Genomic DNA, 16,795 nt, shown 5'->3' with positions numbered 1-16,795 from the left:
GGTTACGCTTCTGCGCCGGTCTCGCGTTCCTCCTCGGTCAACTCGTCCAGCAGAACTTCGAGGAAGGGACCGGGGTGCTCGGCGTGGGGGAGCAACTTCGCCTCGTCGAACACGACCAACTTCGCGTCCGCTTTCTCGGCCAACTCCTCGCCCTCCTCGAGCGGCGAGACGGTCGCGTCTCGACCCCAGACGATGGTCACGGGTACGTCGAGGTGGGCGAGTTCCGCGCCCAAGTCCACGTCGGGGTCGAGATAGCCCGAGACGAACGAGGCCGGGGCGAACCGCGCGCCGGGTTGGTGGCTGGTCTGCCACTGGTACTCGACGTCGCGCTCGGTGTAGGACGCCTCGGTCGAGTAGGCCTCCCGGTTGTCGAAGAAGTACAGCGAGCGCTTGCTCGTCAGGAGGTTGAACAGCGCCTGCCCGACCAGCGGCGACCGGAACAGCGACCTGACCCACGTCCGGCGCGAGCCGGTGTCGCCGGTCGGCGCGACGAGGAGTAGTCGGGAGAACGCGCCGGACTGCTGTTGGGCCAAGGTGGCGTAGGCTCCCGTCAGCGAGGTCGCCACGCAGGCGGCGTCCTCGGTCAGGTCCTCGGCGAAGTCGGTGACGAAGGCGGTGTAGAGCGCCGCGGAGTAGGTCAGCGGCGGGCGGTCCGAGCGCCCGAATCCGGGCAGGTCGGGCGCGATGACGTGATGGGTCTTCGAGAGTTGCTTGAAGATTTGGTCGAACTCCTTGTTCGAGGCGGCGGCGTGGACCCCGTGGAGAAGGAGTACGTCGGGGTCGTCGGAGTCGCCAGCCTCGGTGTAGGCGACGTCGAACCCTCGCCAGCGGTAGGTCCGCTGGTCGCCCTCCAGCGCGGGTTGGAGGTCGGTGGCCTTCCACGAGAGCAGTCGATTGCCGAGCGCGGCGGCCCCGAGTCCGCCCGCGACGCCAGCGACGACGTTTCGTAGCTTCATACCCGAATCTTCACCGGCAGGAAAGTTAGCCGTTGTGCCGGGGGCTTCGGATTCGACCGAGTCGCCCGGTCGGACATGCCCTGATTGGCCGCCCGTTCGCAGATAAACTTCGAGGAGTGGGCAAGTCGAGGAGTACAGGATTAGAGACAACTAATTAATTACTGAGAAAACGTTTTTATTTCTTTAACATCTGTTTTCGTTGCTTTCTGCTCCCTCCACTCGGCGCGCGCTGGCGCGGCCTCCTGTGGCCGCGCCAAACCGCGCGAGGGAGTCGGTCGCCTCGCGCGACCGACGAGGTTGGGGAGGCGTGAGGCCCGCGGTCGCGGTGCGGTTGCGGAGACGGCTTGGCTCACGCCTGAAGCTAGCTTCTCTCTGGTTCTGACTTCAGCAGTCGCCTTCCGACCTCAGCAGTCGCCTTCCGACCTCAGCAGTCGCTTCCTGACTTCAGCAGTCGCTACCGGAACCCGCTCACCCCTCCACCGCCGCCCCTCGGAATCGCCTTCGCAAACGTGTTAACCCCCGGAGAGAAACCCTCTCGCATGGTCGTTTCGAGCGCTCCGGGCAAGGTCTACCTGTTCGGAGAACACGCGGTCGTCTACGGCGAACCGGCGGTCCCCTGCGCCATCGAGCGCCGGGCGCGAGTCACCGCCGAAGCGCGCGACGACGGCCGCATCCGAGTACACGCCGAGGACTTGAGTCTGAACGGATTCACGGTCGAGTACAGCGACGAAACCGACGCGCCCGACGTGGACGCCTCCGAGTCGCTGGTCGAGGCCGGAATCAGCTACATCGACGCGGCGGTCGAGCAGGCCCGCGAAGCCGCGGGTGAACCCGACGCCGGGTTCGACATCACCGTCGAGAGCGAGATTCCGCTCGGCGCGGGACTCGGCTCCTCGGCGGCGGTCACGGCGGCGGGCATCGACGCCGGGACGCGCGAGTTGGGCGTCGAACTCACCGCCGAGGAGGTCGCCGAGCGCGCCTATCAAGCCGAACTGGAAGTACAGGACGGCGAGGCCTCTCGCGCCGACACCTTCTGCTCGGCGACGGGCGGCGCGGTCCGCGTCGAGGGCGACGACTGCCGGTCCATCGAGGCCCCGGACCTGCCGTTCGTCATCGGCTTCGACGGCGGCGCGGGCGACACCGGGAAACTCGTGGCCGGGGTCCGCGCGCTCCGCGAGGAGTACGACTTCGCCGCCGACACGGTCGGCAACATCGGCGACATCGTGCGCTCCGGCGAGGAGGCCCTCGCGGAGGGCAACGTCGAGGAACTCGGCAAGCTGATGAACTTCAACCACGGCCTGCTGGAAGCGCTGGGTGTCTCCTCGCGCTCGCTGGACCAGATGGTCTGGGCGGCCCGCGACGCTGGCGCGCTCGGCGCGAAGCTAACCGGCGCGGGCGGCGGCGGGTGCATCGTCGCGCTCGACCCGACAGACGCCACCGAGACCGCGCTCGGTTACACGCCGGGGTGCGAGGACGCCTTCCGCGCCGAACTGGACACCGACGGCGTGCGCGTGGAGGAGGCCTGAGATGGCGACGAACGACACCACGGTCGTCAAACTCGGCGGGAGCGTCATCACCGACAAGGACCGCGCCGAGGCGCTCGACGGTCCGGCGCTCGACCGCGCGGCCGACGCCATCGCCGCGGCGCTCGACGGCGGCGAGGTCTCGGACCTCGTGGTGGTCCACGGCGGCGGGAGCTTCGGCCACCACCACGCCAGCGAGCACGGCGTCTCGAAGACCGAGGGGACGGCCGACGCGGGCGCGGCGCTCGAAATCCACGGCGCGATGAAGACGCTCAACGAGTTCGTCCTCGCGCGACTCCACGACCGAGACGTGCCCGCGGTGCCGGTCCACCCCTTCTCGGCGGCCTGCCGGGACCGCGAGGCAGAGCTGTCGCTGATGACCGAGCAGGTCGAGACGATGCTCGGCGAGGAGTTCGTCCCGGTCCTCCACGGCGACGCCGTGGTCCACGAGGGTGAGGGCGTCAGCATCCTCAGCGGCGACGAGGTGGTCACGGCCGTCGCCGAGGGCATCGACGCCGAGCGCGTCGGCTTCTGCTCGACGGTGCCGGGCGTGCTGGACGACGCCGACGACGTGATTCCGGAAATCCGGTCCTACGACGAGGTGGCCCAGTTCCTCGGCGGGAGCGACGCCACCGACGTGACGGGCGGGATGGCCGGGAAGGTCCGGGCGTTGCTGTCGCTCGACGCGCCCGCCACGATTTTCGGCCCCGACGACCTCCGGGGGTTCCTCGCGGGCGAGAACCCCGGCACGCGCATCGACGGTCGGTAGGTTGCGGAGCAATATACGGGGTAAATGTCCGTCGATTCAGCATTCTCGACTAATTCTTGGCTCAGCCCTCTCGGGGTAGTCGGACTGGCGGTCCCCGGCCTCGACTACCGAACGACCGCGCGAAACGTCCGGGCGGGATTCGCCCCGGCCTCGTATTTAAAACCTCGTCCGGGCGGTGCACCACGGTTAGAGGCACGAACGCACTTTTATTCCGCAGGTTCTCGATATTATATAGACCGAAGTCCTCATACGTTGCTCTCGCTCGGTCAATCCCGGCAGTTTTTATTACCGGGACGCGTAAAGCCCCCATAGACCGATAGCTCGCGGAAACGTGGCACTTGCCACCGGGCGGTCCCATCGACGGCTGTAAGACGCCGCGGCGGGGACCGTGACGCCGCGCGCAGGTTTACGTGAGTACGGACGCCACGTAGCGTGGTATTGCCACGGCCGCTCGTGTGGCTTCGCCACCGGACAGCGTGGCTTTGCCATCCAGACGGCGTGGCCTGCCACAAACACGACGTGGCTTTGCGTACATAAGGTGAAACTATGGAAATCGAAATTGCAACCATCGGCGGTTACGAAGAAGTCGGACGGCAGTGTACTGCCGTGCGCGCAGGCGACGACGTTGTCATCTTCGACATGGGGCTGAACCTCTCGAAGGTTCTCCTCCACGACAACGTCGAGACAGAGAAGCTGCACAGCTTGGACCTCATCGACATGGGGGCCATCCCGGACGACCGCGTAATGAGCGACCTCGAAGGCGACGTGCAGGCCATCGTGCCGACCCACGGTCACCTCGACCACATCGGAGCCATCTCGAAGCTGGCCCACCGGTACAACGCGCCCATCGTCGCCACGCCCTACACCATCGAGCTGGTCAAACAGCAGATTCAGGGCGAGGAGAAGTTCGGCGTCGAGAACGACCTCGTGAAGATGGAAGCCGGGTCCACGATGTCCATCGGCGACTCCGGGCAGGTCGAACTGGAGTTCGTCAACGTGACTCACTCCATCATCGACGCCATCAACCCCGTCCTCCACACGCCGGAGGGCGCTGTCGTCTACGGTCTCGACAAGCGCATGGACCACACGCCGGTTCTGGGCGACCCCATCGACATGAAGCGGTTCCGCGAAATCGGCCGCGAAGGTGAGGGCGTCCTCGCCTACATCGAAGACTGTACCAACGCCGGTCGGAAGGGTCGCACCCCGAGCGAGTCGGTCGCTCGCCGCCACCTCAAAGACGTGATGCACTCCATCGAGGACTACGACGGCGGTATCGTGGCGACGACGTTCTCCAGCCACATCGCCCGCGTCAAGAGCCTCGTGGAGTTCGCCCACGACATCGGCCGTCAGCCGGTGCTGCTCGGGCGCTCGATGGAAAAATATTCGGGCACCGCCGAGCGACTCGACTTCGTGGACTTCCCGGAAGACATGGGGATGTTCGGCCACCGCAAGTCCGTGGACCGGACGTTCAAGCGCATCATGAAGGAGGGCAAGGAGAACTACCTCCCCATCGTCACCGGCCATCAGGGCGAGCCTCGCGCGATGCTCACCCGGATGGGCCGCGGCGAGACGCCCTACGAACTGGACGACGGCGACAAGGTCATCTTCTCGGCCCGGGTCATTCCGGAGCCGACCAACGAGGGCCAGCGCTACCAGTCCGAGCGCCTCCTGAAGATGCAGGGCGCGCGCATCTACGACGACATCCACGTCTCGGGCCACCTCCGCGAGGAGGGCCACTACGAGATGCTGGACGCGCTCCAGCCCCAGAACGTCATCCCGGCACACCAGGACATGAAAGGCTTCGCGCCCTACGTGGACCTCGCCGAGAGTCAGGGCTACAAGATGGGCCGCGACCTCCACACGACGCGAAACGGCAACCTCATCCAACTCGTCGAGTAACGAAACCATGACAGACGCGAGCGCCGAGACACTGGAAGAGCAGGTGATGGGAGCGGTCGAACAGCGACGCGAAATCGTCAATCGGGCCATCGACGAGGACCTCCCGATGGACGACCCGGAGCGCCTCTACGAGGCGGTCCGCTACCTGCTCGAAGCGGGCGGCAAGCGACTCCGGCCGACCGTGCTGTTGCTGGTCGGCGAGGCGCTCGCGGACGTCGAAGCCGCTCCGAGAGACCTCGACTATCGGAACTTCCCGGACGTTGAGGGCGACGACATCGACCTGATGGCCGCCGCGGTCAGCATCGAGGTCATCCAGTCGTTCACGCTCATCCACGACGACATCATGGACGACGACGACCTGCGCCGGGGCGTTCCCGCGGTCCACCGGGAGTACGACACCGCGACCGCGATTCTGGCGGGCGACACGCTCTACTCGAAGGCGTTCGAGATTCTCATCGAGAGCGACGCGCCCGCCGACCGCGTGGTCGAAGCGACGGACGTGCTGGCGACGACCTGCACCAACATCTGCGAGGGGCAGGCCTGCGACATCGCCTTCGAGAGTCGTAACGACGTGCTCCCCGAGGAGTACCTCGACATGATTGAACACAAGACCGCCGTGCTGTACGGCGCGGCGGCGACCATCCCGGCCATCATGCTCGGTGCCGACGACGAGGCCATCGAGGAACTCTACCAGTACGGCATCGACGTGGGTCGGGCCTTCCAGATTCAGGACGACGTGCTGGACCTGACCGTCCCGAGCGAGAAACTCGGGAAACAGCGGGGGAGCGACCTCGTAGAGGACAAACAGACCATCATCACGCTCCACGCCCGGGAGCAGGGCGTGGACGTGGACTCGCTGGTCGGAACCGACAGCGTGGACGACGTTACAGAGGAGGAAATCGACGAGGCGGTCGCCCGCCTTCGAGAGGCCGGAAGCATCGAGTACGCGGAGAAGAAGGCCCAAGAGTTGGTCACGCAGGGGAAGAACCGGCTGTCGGTCCTGCCCGAGAACGAGGCCCGCGACCTGCTGAAGGGAATCGCGGACTACCTCATCGAGCGCAGCTACTGACCGCGACCCCCATTTTTCGTGCCGGTCGCTGGAACGACGTTCGCCAGTCGATTCTTCGGATGCGAACCCGGTAGTCCGATTCTTCGAGTGCCAACTCGCCAGTTTTGACCCGTGGGTCAAAACTGGCGAACTCATCGAAAGCAATCTGGAGCAATAAATGGATAGGTTAGGGCAACTAATAGCAGGCTTAGAGAAGTAATTAGGATTCTGAAGGAGCGGAGTAGTGGGGAGATGGCGGAGGGCGGGCGTCAGCGGAGCGGACGGAACTACTCGTCGGGGAACTCCTTGTAGTGAGTGTGTTCGAGATACTCTTCGAGCGTCGGTTGTCGCCAGTAGCGTGCGACGTCGCTCCGGTCGTCGTACTCGATGATGTCGGCCTCGGCCAGACAGGGGAGATGCGTCTCCCGGAGTTCCTCCCCGATTTCCTCGCGGAGTTCCTCCGTAATCGTCGCGTCTCCCGTCCGGGCTTCCCACATCGCTACCTCGTCGGCCAACGTCTCCACGTCGGCGAGACCGTCCTCGGCTCCTACGAGCGCGTACAGCGCGTACCGTCGGTGGCTATCCGCGAGGAGGTCGAAGAGCGTGTCGAACGAGGGCGTGGTGACTGCGCGACCGTTCTGGAGGGCGTGGTCGCCCTCGATACCCGTCCGGAGCGAATCGTTGTTCATGGCGGGTGACCTCCACCAGAGTCTATTGCCAGAGGGGACAACAAACCCATGCCTCAATAGTAAGGTAACCCCGCGAGAGCGTGTCAAACGCCGAATATCAACTGTTTTAGAGGTTGAACGAACGTTCACTCGGCCAACTATTACGGAGAATCGAGGAGAAAGCCCCGGCCTTCAGGGCGGGGATGAATCCGACACGACCCTTCACAAGCCACCGTTCGATGGCATGGCAGGATATTCCTCGCTTCTCGGAACTATTAAGTAATATTGACTATATAGGTTACGTATGGCGAAACAGGTCGTCACCCGCACCTACACTGCTTCCATCAGGAACCAGCAACAGGTGTCTGGCGACCTTGATGTCCTCGGGTTCGCCGCGTCCAAGCTCTGGAATGTCGGACGGTGGGCAATCAGTCGCGTCTGGGACGAAATCGACTACATTCCAGACCACGACGAACTCACCGCCTACCTCAAGCGCCACGAACGCTACGATGACCTCCATTCTCAGTCAAGTCAGCGCGTTCTTCAGAAACTCGCTGAGGCGTTCGCCGGCTGGTACGGCAAACGACGCAACGGAGACACGAACGCGAACCCGCCCGGCTACCGCAAACGCGGCGACGACCACCCCCGAAGCACGGTCACATTCAAGAACAAAGGCTTCAAACTCGACACCGAGTACAACCGCGTCCGACTCAGCAAAGGCTCGAATCTTAAGGAGTATTGGTCGGACTTCATCCTCTGTGAATACCAGACCCGTCCCGACGTTGACCTCTCCACCGTTGAGAACGTCCAACAAGTCCGGGCAGTCTGGACTGGTGAGGAGTGGGAACTGCACTTCGTCTGCAAAGTCGAAATCCAAGTATCAGCGGACCCCGGTGAGCAGACTGTGGGTGTTGACCTCGGCATCAACAACTTCGCCGCACTCGCCTACGAAGACGGCCACAGCGAACTGTATCCGCTCAACTGCCTGAAGCAGGACGACTACTACTTCAGCAAACGCATCGCTCGCTGTGACGACTCGGACTCCGAACAGGCCACGCGGCTAAATCACAAAAAGTCGGCTCGCCGCACCCATTACTTCCACACGCTCTCGAAGCACATCGTTGAGCGATGCGTGGACGAGGGAGTTGGGACGATTGTAGTGGGCGACCTTTCTAGTATCCGTGAAGACGAGGAGGACAGCGAGGCGAAGAACTGGGGCACGCACGGCAACCTCGACCTGCATTCGTGGGCGTTCGACCGCTTCACCGACCTCCTCGAATATAAGGCCGAGATGGAAGGCATCACGGTCGAACAGGTGTCCGAGCGGGATACCTCGAAGTCGTGTTCGTGTTGTGGTCGGAAGCGTGACGCGAACCGTGTTGAACGCGGGTTGTACGTCTGTGATGAGTGCGACTTGGTGGCGAACGCGGACGTGAACGGTGCTGAGAACATTCGACAGAAAGTATCTCCGAGTCCCGCCACGGATGGCGGTGATAGGAGTAACGGCTGGTTGGCACAGCCATCGACGTTCCTGTTTGACAAGGAAACTGGTGCGTTCGCACCTCGAGAACACGTCACGTCGTAAACCACAATATCCCAACGCGGGAATCCTCGCCCTTCAGGGCGGGGAGGATGTCAACGGTCGAAGAACGTCGAGACGAGTTTGCGCTGGGCCGCGCTCAGGTGCTGGTGGAGGGTGGGCGAGGAGATGCCCAGCGACTCGGCGACCTCCTCGCCCGTACTCTCTCGGGGGTACTCGTAGTAGCCCGCGAAGTACGCCGTCTGAAGCGCGGTCTGCTGTTTCTCGGTCAACTTCTCGGCGAGCGTCTGCTGGAACTCCTGTGAGGTGTGGACCGGTCGGTCTACCTTCTGCTTGCTGACGAGTTTGGCGTCGGGGTAGGTCGCTCGGAAACTGTCCACGACGGTCCGGACGTTCACGTCCGAGGAGGCCTCGGCGACGTACCGGACGATGCCGTCCTCGGCGCGGGCCGACTTGACGACGGTCCCGGCCTTGACGAGTTGGTTCACGCCCGACCCGGTGAGTTCGACTTCGAGCAGGCAGTTCTCGTCGTCGTCGGAGATGACCCGACTCTCCTCGACCGCCTCGATGTCCTCGAGTTCCGAAAGCACCGTCTCTGCCGACGCGCCTTCGATGGAGACGTATTCGAGCAGTCGGTCCTCGCCGACCGAGACGACGCCCTCCAGCGAGAACTCGGCGTCGAGTTCGACCGAGAGGCGGCCGAATCCGGACCTGTCGCTGTCGACTTTGAACTCCAACTCGACCGCGGTGTCCGACAGCAGCAGGTTCCGGTTCTTGACCGCGTTGATGGCGAACGCGACGAGTTCGCCGAGGGTTTCGAGCGCGGTCAGTTCCCGCTCGCTGAACGTCCCCGCGCACGCGCCGCTGATGCCGAGGACGCCGTACTTCGTCGTCCCGTAGGTCAGCGGCACGAGGACCGCGGAGGACATCTCTAAGTCGAACATCGCCTCTCGCTCGCGCTCCGAAAGGATGTCCGACTCCGCGATGTTCGGCACGACCACCGACTCGCCCTCGCGGACGACCCGTTCGAGGGAGTTTTTCTCCTCGGTGCGGGCGGTGGTCGCGCCGACGAGTCGCTCGATTTTCTCGCGGTCGGCCCCGACGACGACGCTCGGGGTCATCCGCTCGTCTTTGACCCACGGCCCGCCGACCCACGCGAACTGGTAGAACTCCGAGTTGGCCAGTCCCTCGCAGACCGACCGCTCTATCTCCTCGCGGGTGGTCGAGGCGACGAGCGACTGGAGGATGCTGTTTATCAGCCCGTTGATGCGGTTGAGTCGCGTGAGTTCGTCCCTGCTCTCGGCGAGTTCGCGCTGGCTCTCCCGGCGGTCGGTCACGTCGCGGGCGACCCAGACGACCGCCTCGCGCCCGTCGATGGTCTCGCCCAGCGGCGCGGTCCGGCCCTCGTACCACCGGTCGCCCGCGGCGGTCTCGGTCCGGTACTCGATGGTCTCGACCCCGCCGGTTTCGAGCGTGGTCTGGATGTGGTCGAGGAGCTTTTCGGCCTGCGGGGTCGGGAAGGCGTCGCGGAGATTGGTCCCGACCAACTGCTCCTGTTCGACGGTCTGGAGGTCCGCGGTGCCCGGCCCGGACATGACCTCCAGATACCGACCGTTCTCGTCGATGATGAACGCCACGTCGGGGAAGGCGTTGGTCAACTCCCGGAGCCGGTCGCCCGAGACTCCCGACTCGGTCTCGACGCTGGCGGCGGCGACTGTGCGGCCGACCCGTTCGCGGAGTCGCTGGCCGCCCGCGTCCTTCGGGAGGTAGTCGTTCGCGCCCATCCCGATGGCCTCGCTGGCGACCTCCTCGCTTCCCGAGTCGGTGAACACGACGAACGGGAGGTTCGGGTGGTCGTCGCGGACCGATTCGAGGAGGTCGAGGCCGTCGCTCTCGGGCAGGTCGTACTCGCTGACGACGCAGTCGACGCTCCCGTCGGCGGCGAGGCGATTCCGGGCGCTCTGTGCGGTCGAGACGGTCGTGAGCGCCACGTCGTCGGCCTCTGTTAGTGCGGCAGGCGGGTCGCCGTCGTCCACGTAGAGGATTCGGACGGTCCGAGTCGCGGACGGGGTCTGTCTCCTGTCGGTCGTCCGCGGTGGGTCAGTTTTTCGCGGTGGGTCGGTCGCCCGCTGTGGGTCGGTCTCCTGCTGTGGGTCGGTCGTCCGTGGCGGGTCGGTTCCCCGAGACGAGTCGGCGGGCGCGGTCTGCTCGGAAGTCACGCTTTGGAGGTGGTACGCTCCCGCGAAGGTAAGGACCTTGGTTAGAGACTTGACTCGTCGGGGGCGACGCGAATCCGGACGAGTTTTCCCGCAGACCGTCCAAGCGGAAGGTAATGAACGACGAACTCCGCGAGCGAATCGAGACGGAGGCAGAGAAACACGCCCTCGTCAACGCGGTCAAACACGAGAGCGAGGCCGACGTCGGCGCGGTCATGGGACCGCTGATGGGCGAGAACCCCGACTTCCGCCAGCACGGCGACGAGATTCCGGGCGTCATCGCGCCGGTCGTCTCGAAGGTCAACGACTCGACCGGAGAGGAGCGCCGCGAGCGACTCGCCGAACTCGCGCCCGACTGGTTGGAGGAGATCGAGAGCGAGGACGAGGAGGACGACCAGATTCTCCCCGACCTGCCCAACGCAGAGGAGTACGACGAGATTCGGATGCGGTGTGCGCCGAATCCCAACGGCCCGTGGCACATGGGCCACGCTCGGATGCCCGCGGTCATCGGCACCTACGCCGAGGAGTACGACGGCGAGTTCATCGTCCGGTTCGACGACACCGACCCCGAGACCAAGCGCCCCCTGCTGTGGGCCTACGACGAGATTCTGGAGGAGGTCGAGTACCTCGGTTTCGAACCCGCCGACGTCTACCGGGCCAGCGACCGCCTCGAAATCTACTACGACCACGCGCGGGACCTCATCGAGAAGGGCGGAGCCTACACCTGTTCCTGCTCGGGCGAGGAGTTCTCCGACATGAAGAACTCGGGCGAGGCCTGTCCCCACCGCGACAAGGACGCCGAGACGACGATGGCGGAGTTCGAGGCCATGATCGACGGGGAGTACGACTCCGGCGAGATGGTCCTCCGGGTCAAGACCGACATCGAACACAAGAATCCGGCCCTGCGCGACTGGGTGGGCTTCCGCATCATCGACACGCCCCATCCCCGCGAGGAGGCCGAAGAGTACCGATGCTGGCCGATGCTCGACTTCCAGTCGGGCGTGGACGACCACCTGACGGGCGTGACCCACATCATCCGGGGCATCGACTTGCAGGACTCCGCCAAGCGCCAGCAGTTCGTCTACGACTACTTCGGCTGGGAGTACCCCGAGGTCATCCACTGGGGCCACGTGCAGGTAGACGAGTACGACGTGAAGATGTCCACCTCGACCATCCGGGAACTCATCGAGGACGGCGAGTTGGACGGCTGGGACGACCCGCGAGCGCCGACCCTCCCGAGCGTCGAGCGCCGGGGCATCCGCGGCGAGGCCATCGTGGACGCGATGGTCGAACTCGGGACCTCGACTTCCAACGTCGATTTGGCGATGAGTACGGTCTACTCGAACAACCGCGAACTCATCGACGACGACGCCGACCGCTACTTCTTCGTGCGCGAGGACCACGTCGATTTCACGCTCGCTGGCGACCACCCCGAGGAGGCACACCCGCCGGTCCACCCCGAACACGAGGACCGGGGGACACGGGACATCGACGCCGGGAACCGCGTCCGCGTCGAGGCCGAGGACGTGCCCGAGGACGGCGAGCGCATCTGGCTCAAGGGCTTCGGATGCTTCCGGCGCGACGGCGAGACGTTCGAGTACGCGGGCGACGACATCTCGGCGGTCCGCGACGAGGGCGTGGACGTGATTCACTGGGTCCCGGCCGACACGGCGGTCCTGACCCGGATGCGGACCATCCACGGCGACCAGATTGGCTACGCCGAACCGGGCTTCCGCGACACCGAGGAGGACGAGATGGTCCAGTTCGAGCGCGTCGGCTTCGTCCGCGTTGACGACCACGAGGAGAGCGACGAGTCTGTGGCGTACTTTGCTCACGAATAGACCGAGACTTTCTATCAGCTACTGGCGGCGTGCGCTCGGTGTGACAGACCGCGAGGATGCGCTCGGTTGAAAAGCCACCGTGGGGCGGATGAAGGGGCCGCCTGGTCGCGTTCACTTTAGTCGCTCCGTGACCCCTATCCGAGGTCGGGCAGTGCGGAGAGACCGAGGATATGTCGCGGAGCGACCGCGAGCGGTCGGGAGCTTCAATAAAACAACACCAACCTATTCTGCTGCTCTACTCTGCTCTCGTTTTCCCGAAAGTCCAGATGAAGCTAGCTATTGCCGAAGCCGAGGAGTCACCGCAACCGCACCTCGTCCTCCCCAACCTCCTGCGTTGCTCGCTTCGCTGCGCTACTCGTCCCTCGCGCGACGGCGGCGCGCTCACGAGAGAGCGCGCCAGCGCGCGCCGAACCGCACCCACAATTATTTACAATTCTATTGGGATTAAAAGCATTGCTTAAACAGCTACAGAGTCACTCCAAAACCTCACGGCCACTCACCGTCTGCATCCTCCAGCGGGTCAGCGACAACGCCGTCCTGTTGCGCTAACACCCGAGCGTGAGCCGCACAGACCGCCCGATTCTCGTCCCACGGGACGTGCAACCGGACCGCCGCGGGTTCCGAACAGTCGGATTCGGCGCACTCCATCACCAGCGACTACGGCCTCGACGTACATCGACTTACCGATAAATTCGATTTGTCTCCGTCATGGACTCGACCTCCATCAGCCGACCGACACACTCAACTTAAAGAGTTTACATGGGAAAGCCTTCGACTCACTATCCCCGCGCCCTACCTGTCAAGTATGAACAACGGCCGAGCCACCAGTGGCGGTGGCCCAGAGGGGGAGTTCGAGGTGGTGGGCGAGCGGCCGAGCGAGACGATTGTTCGCGCCGTCTCGGAGGTCCGCGAGTGCGACCCTGTCGAGTTGCCCCCGCTTCACAGCGCGCTCGACCCCGACGCGCTGGACGAACTCTTCGAGGACACGGTGAGCGGGCGTCCGCGACGCGGCGGGTCCCTCGCGTTCGAGTACGCCGACTGCCGGGTCAGCGTCCTCGGCGGCGAGACGATTCGGGTCGAGGAGACCGACTGATTTCCCCGTCGCTCTCACTCCACGTAGCGCCGTTTCTCCGCCTCCGCCGCCTCGTTGCCGTACCGGTCCACCAGCGGTTCGTAGGCGTCGCCGAGCGCCCGCATGCACTGGCCCGCCGAGTGAAACCCGAGTTCGTCGGCCACTCTCGGCCACGGGTGGCCCTGTAGGACCTTCCGGACCAGCAGGCGCTCCTCGCGGGCCGACAGCGATTCCGAATCGCCACCCTCCGACTCCACGAAGTACTTCAGCGCCACCCGGCGGAAGGGCCGCGGCGCGGCGTCGTACAGGCCCGGCCCGTAGGCGCTCGACGCAATCGTCCGCCAGTCCCAGTCCGACAAGTCGAGCGAAATCGGGGCCGCGACCGACCGGAGGAGCGCCCGGACCACGTCGGGGTCGGCGTCCCGCAGGGGGTCGGCCAGCATCGACGCGACGCGGGAGGCGAACCACCGCGAGTGGCGCTCGTGGAGGGCCGCGCCCGCCTCCGAGAGCGGGTCGAGCATCAGCGCCGAGTACTCCCCGCTGGTGTCGTTGCGGGTGGTCGAGAGCTGAATCGTCCGGTAGCCGTTCCGACGCCAGAAACCCAACAGTTCCGGGGTCGCGCCGTAGCCGACGCCGAGCCAGTCGATTTCGCCCTCGAACTCGGCCCGAATCTCCGAGAGCAGGCGCGACCCCAGCCCGCGCGACCGAACCGCGTGGTGGGTTGCGATGCGCATGACGCGCCGCCCCTCCGGAATCCCGGCCTCCTCGTCGCGCAGTTGGGAGGTCAGCACGTCGGGGAGCATGTTGCCCCGGACGCGGCCCCCTTCGTACATTTCTTCGCGCACGCTCGCGGGGAGATTCCCCTCCCGGGCGAGCAGCGCGACCCCGACGACGTGGTTTCGATTACCTGCCGACCCCTCGTCGCTCCGCACCAGCGCCCGGACCGCCAGATTCGGCGCGTCCAGCAATCGCGCCAAATCGTCGGGTTCGGTCCGGTAGTGGGCCAGCACGAGCAGGCCGAACACCTCCCGCAGGAGGGTTTCGTCGGCGAGCAGGTCGGCGGGGGTGTAGGCCCGGTACTCGACCGATTCGGGGTCGGCGTCTCGGACCACCTCCTCGACCGGGGGTCGGGCGTCGAGCAGGAGCGCGCGGAAGGCCCAGACCTCCACGGGGTCGCCCGCGGCGTACCGGATGGGGTCGTCGAGTCGCGTCTCGACGACTTCGTGGTCGCTCTCGGCGAGGCGGTCGCGGAACCGGACCGAGAACCCCCGGCCCGCGCCCTCGTAGCCGTGAATCGTCGTCGTGAACGCGACTCGGGGCGAGGCCAGAAACCGTTCGAGCAGCCGGACCGAGAGCGCGGCCGCCTCGTCCACGAAGACGGCGTCGGGCGTGCCTGCCGGGGCGTCGGGCGATTTCGGCGATTCCGGCGCGCCGGAATCGCCCGACTCACCGAGCAGGGCGGGGGCCTCTCCGTCTACTATCTCCGCGGCCTCGGTCGGGTCGGCGAATCTAATGGTCCCACCGCCGGGAATCTCGATGGCTCGCGGCGGGTCGTGGTCGGTCTCGACTTCGTGTCCTAGGGTCTCCAGCAGGTCCTCGGCCCGGACGAACACCTCGCGGGCGCTCCGGTACTCCGGGGCCGTGACCAGCACGTCGTCGCCCTCGGCGGCCAGACTCCCGGCCGCGAGGCCCGCCGCGCTGGACTTGCCCCGGCCGCGGTCGGCCTCCACGACTACCGCGGTCGGGTCGGCTCGCTCCCGGCCATCGCCGTCTCCTCGCAGGGCCTCTAATTCGCGGACGACTGTCATCTGGTCGCCCGTGAGGCAGGCGTCGTAGGCCGCGTCGGGGAAGGCGCGTTCCGGCGGAAACTCTATCGACTCCTCCGTCGAGAGCCGCGGCGCGGGGTGGGTCAGCCCGTCGCGCTCGACGGTTTCAGAATCCACGTCCACGATTGCGATGCCGGGGTGGGCGCGCAGAGTCTCGGCGAACCGCCGCCGGAAGTTGCCCGAGACCGCGTCGAGGTCGTCGGGCGGCACCGCCAGCGTGCGGTCGAAGTCGGTGCGCTCGTCGGGCCACGAGTCGAGGTCGGGGGCCAAGAGGACGAACAGGCCGCCGCCGTCCACCGCGCCGACGACCCGGCCGAGCGCGTTCGGCCGGAAGTCGGCGCGAGCGTCGAAGACGACGCACTCGCGGGTGGTCCCCAGCAAGCGGTCGGCGCGCTTCGGCCCGACGCGCTCGCAGTCGAGGGTTCCGGTACCGACGAGCGTGGTCTCGGCGCGGTCCACCCCGGCGGCGTCGAGCGCCCGGTCGGCCGCCGAGTAGCAGGCGTCTCGACCGCCCGCGAGGACCAGCAGTCTGCGCTCGTTGGTCGCCTCGGCCTCCTCGCGGAGCGCGGCGACGACCTCGGCGAAGTTCATGTCCGGGGGTTGGCGGGAGGGAGGGAAGCCATTTTCGTAACCGCCTGCTTTCCCGTGGCTCCTCGTTCCGGCCCCTGTGCCTGTGTGTTCCTTTCGCAAGCCGTCGGGGCATTTGAAAGCGCTTTTAAGGGGTGACGAACTACGGATTGGTACGACCTGCGCGCGGTTGATGATGCTCCTAGCCGCACAGGATTTGCCCGGCAGGGGAGCCTGAGCCGACGTGCAGGGAGGTGAACAACCTATGCCAGTATACGTAAACTTCGACGTTCCAGCCGACCTCCAGGACCGCGCCGTCGAGGCGCTCGAGGTCGCCCGAGACACCGGTACCGTCAAGAAAGGAACCAACGAGACGACCAAGGCGGTCGAGCGCGGTAACGCGGAACTCGTCTACATCGCCGAGGACGTCCAGCCCGAGGAGATCGTCATGCACCTGCCCGAACTCGCCGACGAGAAGGGCATTCCCTTCATCTTCGTCGAGACGCAGGACGACATCGGTCACGCTGCCGGGCTGGAAGTCGGAAGCGCCGCCGCGGCCGTCACCGACTCCGGCGAGGCCGAAGACGACATCGAGGACATCGCCGACAAGGTCGAGGAACTTCGCTGAGGTGGTTGAGTCATGAGTGCAGAGGAAACTGAAGAAGGAGGCTCCACGCCCGCCGAAGTAATCGAAATCGTCGGCAAGACGGGGATGCACGGCGAGGCCATGCAGGTCAAGTGCCGCATCCGCGAGGGCGAGAATCAGGGCCGCATCATCACGCGGAACTGCCTCGGCCCCGTCCGAGAGGGCGACGTGCTTCAACTGCGCGAGACCGCCCGCGAAGCCGACTCCATCGGAGGTCAGTAAAC

14 protein-coding genes are annotated in these 16,795 nt (G+C 65.6%); 9 read left to right on the top strand and 5 right to left on the bottom strand.

From position 1 onward, the window contains the following. Positions 1 to 2 precede the first annotated feature (2 nt). Positions 3 to 956, bottom strand: coding sequence for an alpha/beta fold hydrolase (locus EPL01_RS13695; protein WP_135825837.1), 954 nt, complete (start codon positions 954 to 956; stop codon positions 3 to 5). 539 nt (positions 957 to 1,495) lie between these two features. Here EPL01_RS13695 and mvk point away from each other — a divergent pair. The 4 genes from mvk (at position 1,496) to idsA3 (ending at position 6,216) form a co-directional block, all read left to right on the top strand. Beyond that, the gene (gene mvk, locus EPL01_RS13690; RefSeq protein ID WP_135825836.1) at positions 1,496 to 2,482 is read left to right on the top strand and encodes a mevalonate kinase; all 987 of its coding nucleotides are present in this window, start codon (positions 1,496 to 1,498) and stop codon (positions 2,480 to 2,482) included. A 1-nt stretch (position 2,483) separates the two neighbouring features. Continuing rightward, positions 2,484 to 3,248: an isopentenyl phosphate kinase gene (locus EPL01_RS13685; RefSeq protein WP_135825835.1), complete on the top strand. Its 765-nt coding sequence runs from the start codon at positions 2,484 to 2,486 to the stop codon at positions 3,246 to 3,248. 546 nt (positions 3,249 to 3,794) lie between these two features. Continuing rightward, entirely contained in the window at positions 3,795 to 5,147 is a 1,353-nt protein-coding gene (locus EPL01_RS13680; RefSeq protein ID WP_135825834.1) for a ribonuclease J, read from the top strand. A 7-nt stretch (positions 5,148 to 5,154) separates the two neighbouring features. After that, positions 5,155 to 6,216 carry a geranylfarnesyl diphosphate synthase gene (gene idsA3 / locus EPL01_RS13675; RefSeq protein ID WP_135825833.1) on the top strand — a complete coding sequence of 354 codons (1,062 nt, stop codon included), beginning with the start codon at positions 5,155 to 5,157 and terminating at the stop codon, positions 6,214 to 6,216. A gap of 266 nt (positions 6,217 to 6,482) precedes the next feature. On the opposite strand, the gene EPL01_RS13670 is transcribed toward idsA3, so the two are convergent. Next, on the bottom strand, positions 6,483 to 6,884 hold the full coding sequence (locus EPL01_RS13670) for a DUF7344 domain-containing protein (RefSeq protein ID WP_210424150.1): 402 nt from the start codon (positions 6,882 to 6,884) through the stop codon (positions 6,483 to 6,485). A gap of 283 nt (positions 6,885 to 7,167) precedes the next feature. Between EPL01_RS13670 and EPL01_RS13665 the strand changes: the two genes are divergently transcribed. Further along, positions 7,168 to 8,448 carry an RNA-guided endonuclease InsQ/TnpB family protein gene (locus tag EPL01_RS13665; RefSeq protein WP_135825832.1) on the top strand — a complete coding sequence of 427 codons (1,281 nt, stop codon included), beginning with the start codon at positions 7,168 to 7,170 and terminating at the stop codon, positions 8,446 to 8,448. Between the two features lie 50 nt (positions 8,449 to 8,498). Here the strand turns inward: EPL01_RS13665 and EPL01_RS13660 are convergent, their stop codons facing one another. Beyond that, entirely contained in the window at positions 8,499 to 10,622 is a 2,124-nt protein-coding gene (locus EPL01_RS13660; RefSeq protein WP_135825831.1) for a bacterio-opsin activator domain-containing protein, read from the bottom strand. 113 nt (positions 10,623 to 10,735) lie between these two features. Here EPL01_RS13660 and EPL01_RS13655 point away from each other — a divergent pair, with 113 nt between their 5' ends. Continuing rightward, positions 10,736 to 12,460: a glutamate--tRNA ligase gene (locus tag EPL01_RS13655; RefSeq protein WP_135825830.1), complete on the top strand. Its 1,725-nt coding sequence runs from the start codon at positions 10,736 to 10,738 to the stop codon at positions 12,458 to 12,460. 486 nt (positions 12,461 to 12,946) lie between these two features. Here EPL01_RS13655 and EPL01_RS21725 read toward each other — a convergent pair whose 3' ends face one another. Further along, positions 12,947 to 13,108, bottom strand: a complete 162-nt coding sequence (locus tag EPL01_RS21725) for a DUF8014 family protein (protein ID WP_168215915.1) — start codon at positions 13,106 to 13,108, stop codon at positions 12,947 to 12,949. 157 nt (positions 13,109 to 13,265) lie between these two features. On the opposite strand from EPL01_RS21725, the gene EPL01_RS13650 reads away from it, so the two are divergent. Then, positions 13,266 to 13,553: a DdfA family disk-determining factor gene (locus tag EPL01_RS13650; protein WP_135825829.1), complete on the top strand. Its 288-nt coding sequence runs from the start codon at positions 13,266 to 13,268 to the stop codon at positions 13,551 to 13,553. Between the two features lie 14 nt (positions 13,554 to 13,567). On the opposite strand, the gene tmcA is transcribed toward EPL01_RS13650, so the two are convergent. Continuing rightward, positions 13,568 to 15,949: a tRNA(Met) cytidine acetyltransferase TmcA gene (gene tmcA / locus EPL01_RS13645; protein WP_135825828.1), complete on the bottom strand. Its 2,382-nt coding sequence runs from the start codon at positions 15,947 to 15,949 to the stop codon at positions 13,568 to 13,570. Positions 15,950 to 16,190: 241 nt separating this feature from the next. Here tmcA and rpl7ae point away from each other — a divergent pair, with 241 nt between their 5' ends. Both rpl7ae and EPL01_RS13635 read left to right on the top strand, forming a co-directional pair. Further along, positions 16,191 to 16,553 (top strand): 50S ribosomal protein L7Ae, encoded by a 363-nt coding sequence (rpl7ae, locus tag EPL01_RS13640; protein WP_135825827.1) that lies wholly within the window; start codon positions 16,191 to 16,193, stop codon positions 16,551 to 16,553. 12 nt (positions 16,554 to 16,565) lie between these two features. Next, the gene (locus tag EPL01_RS13635) at positions 16,566 to 16,793 is read left to right on the top strand and encodes a 30S ribosomal protein S28e (protein WP_135825826.1); all 228 of its coding nucleotides are present in this window, start codon (positions 16,566 to 16,568) and stop codon (positions 16,791 to 16,793) included. Positions 16,794 to 16,795 lie beyond the last annotated feature (2 nt).

This window comes from Halorussus ruber, assembly GCF_004765785.1.
GTDB lineage: Archaea > Halobacteriota > Halobacteria > Halobacteriales > Haladaptataceae > Halorussus > Halorussus ruber.
The sequence above is the reverse complement of the archived record's forward strand: the minus strand, read 5'-3'. Positions and strand labels throughout refer to the sequence as shown.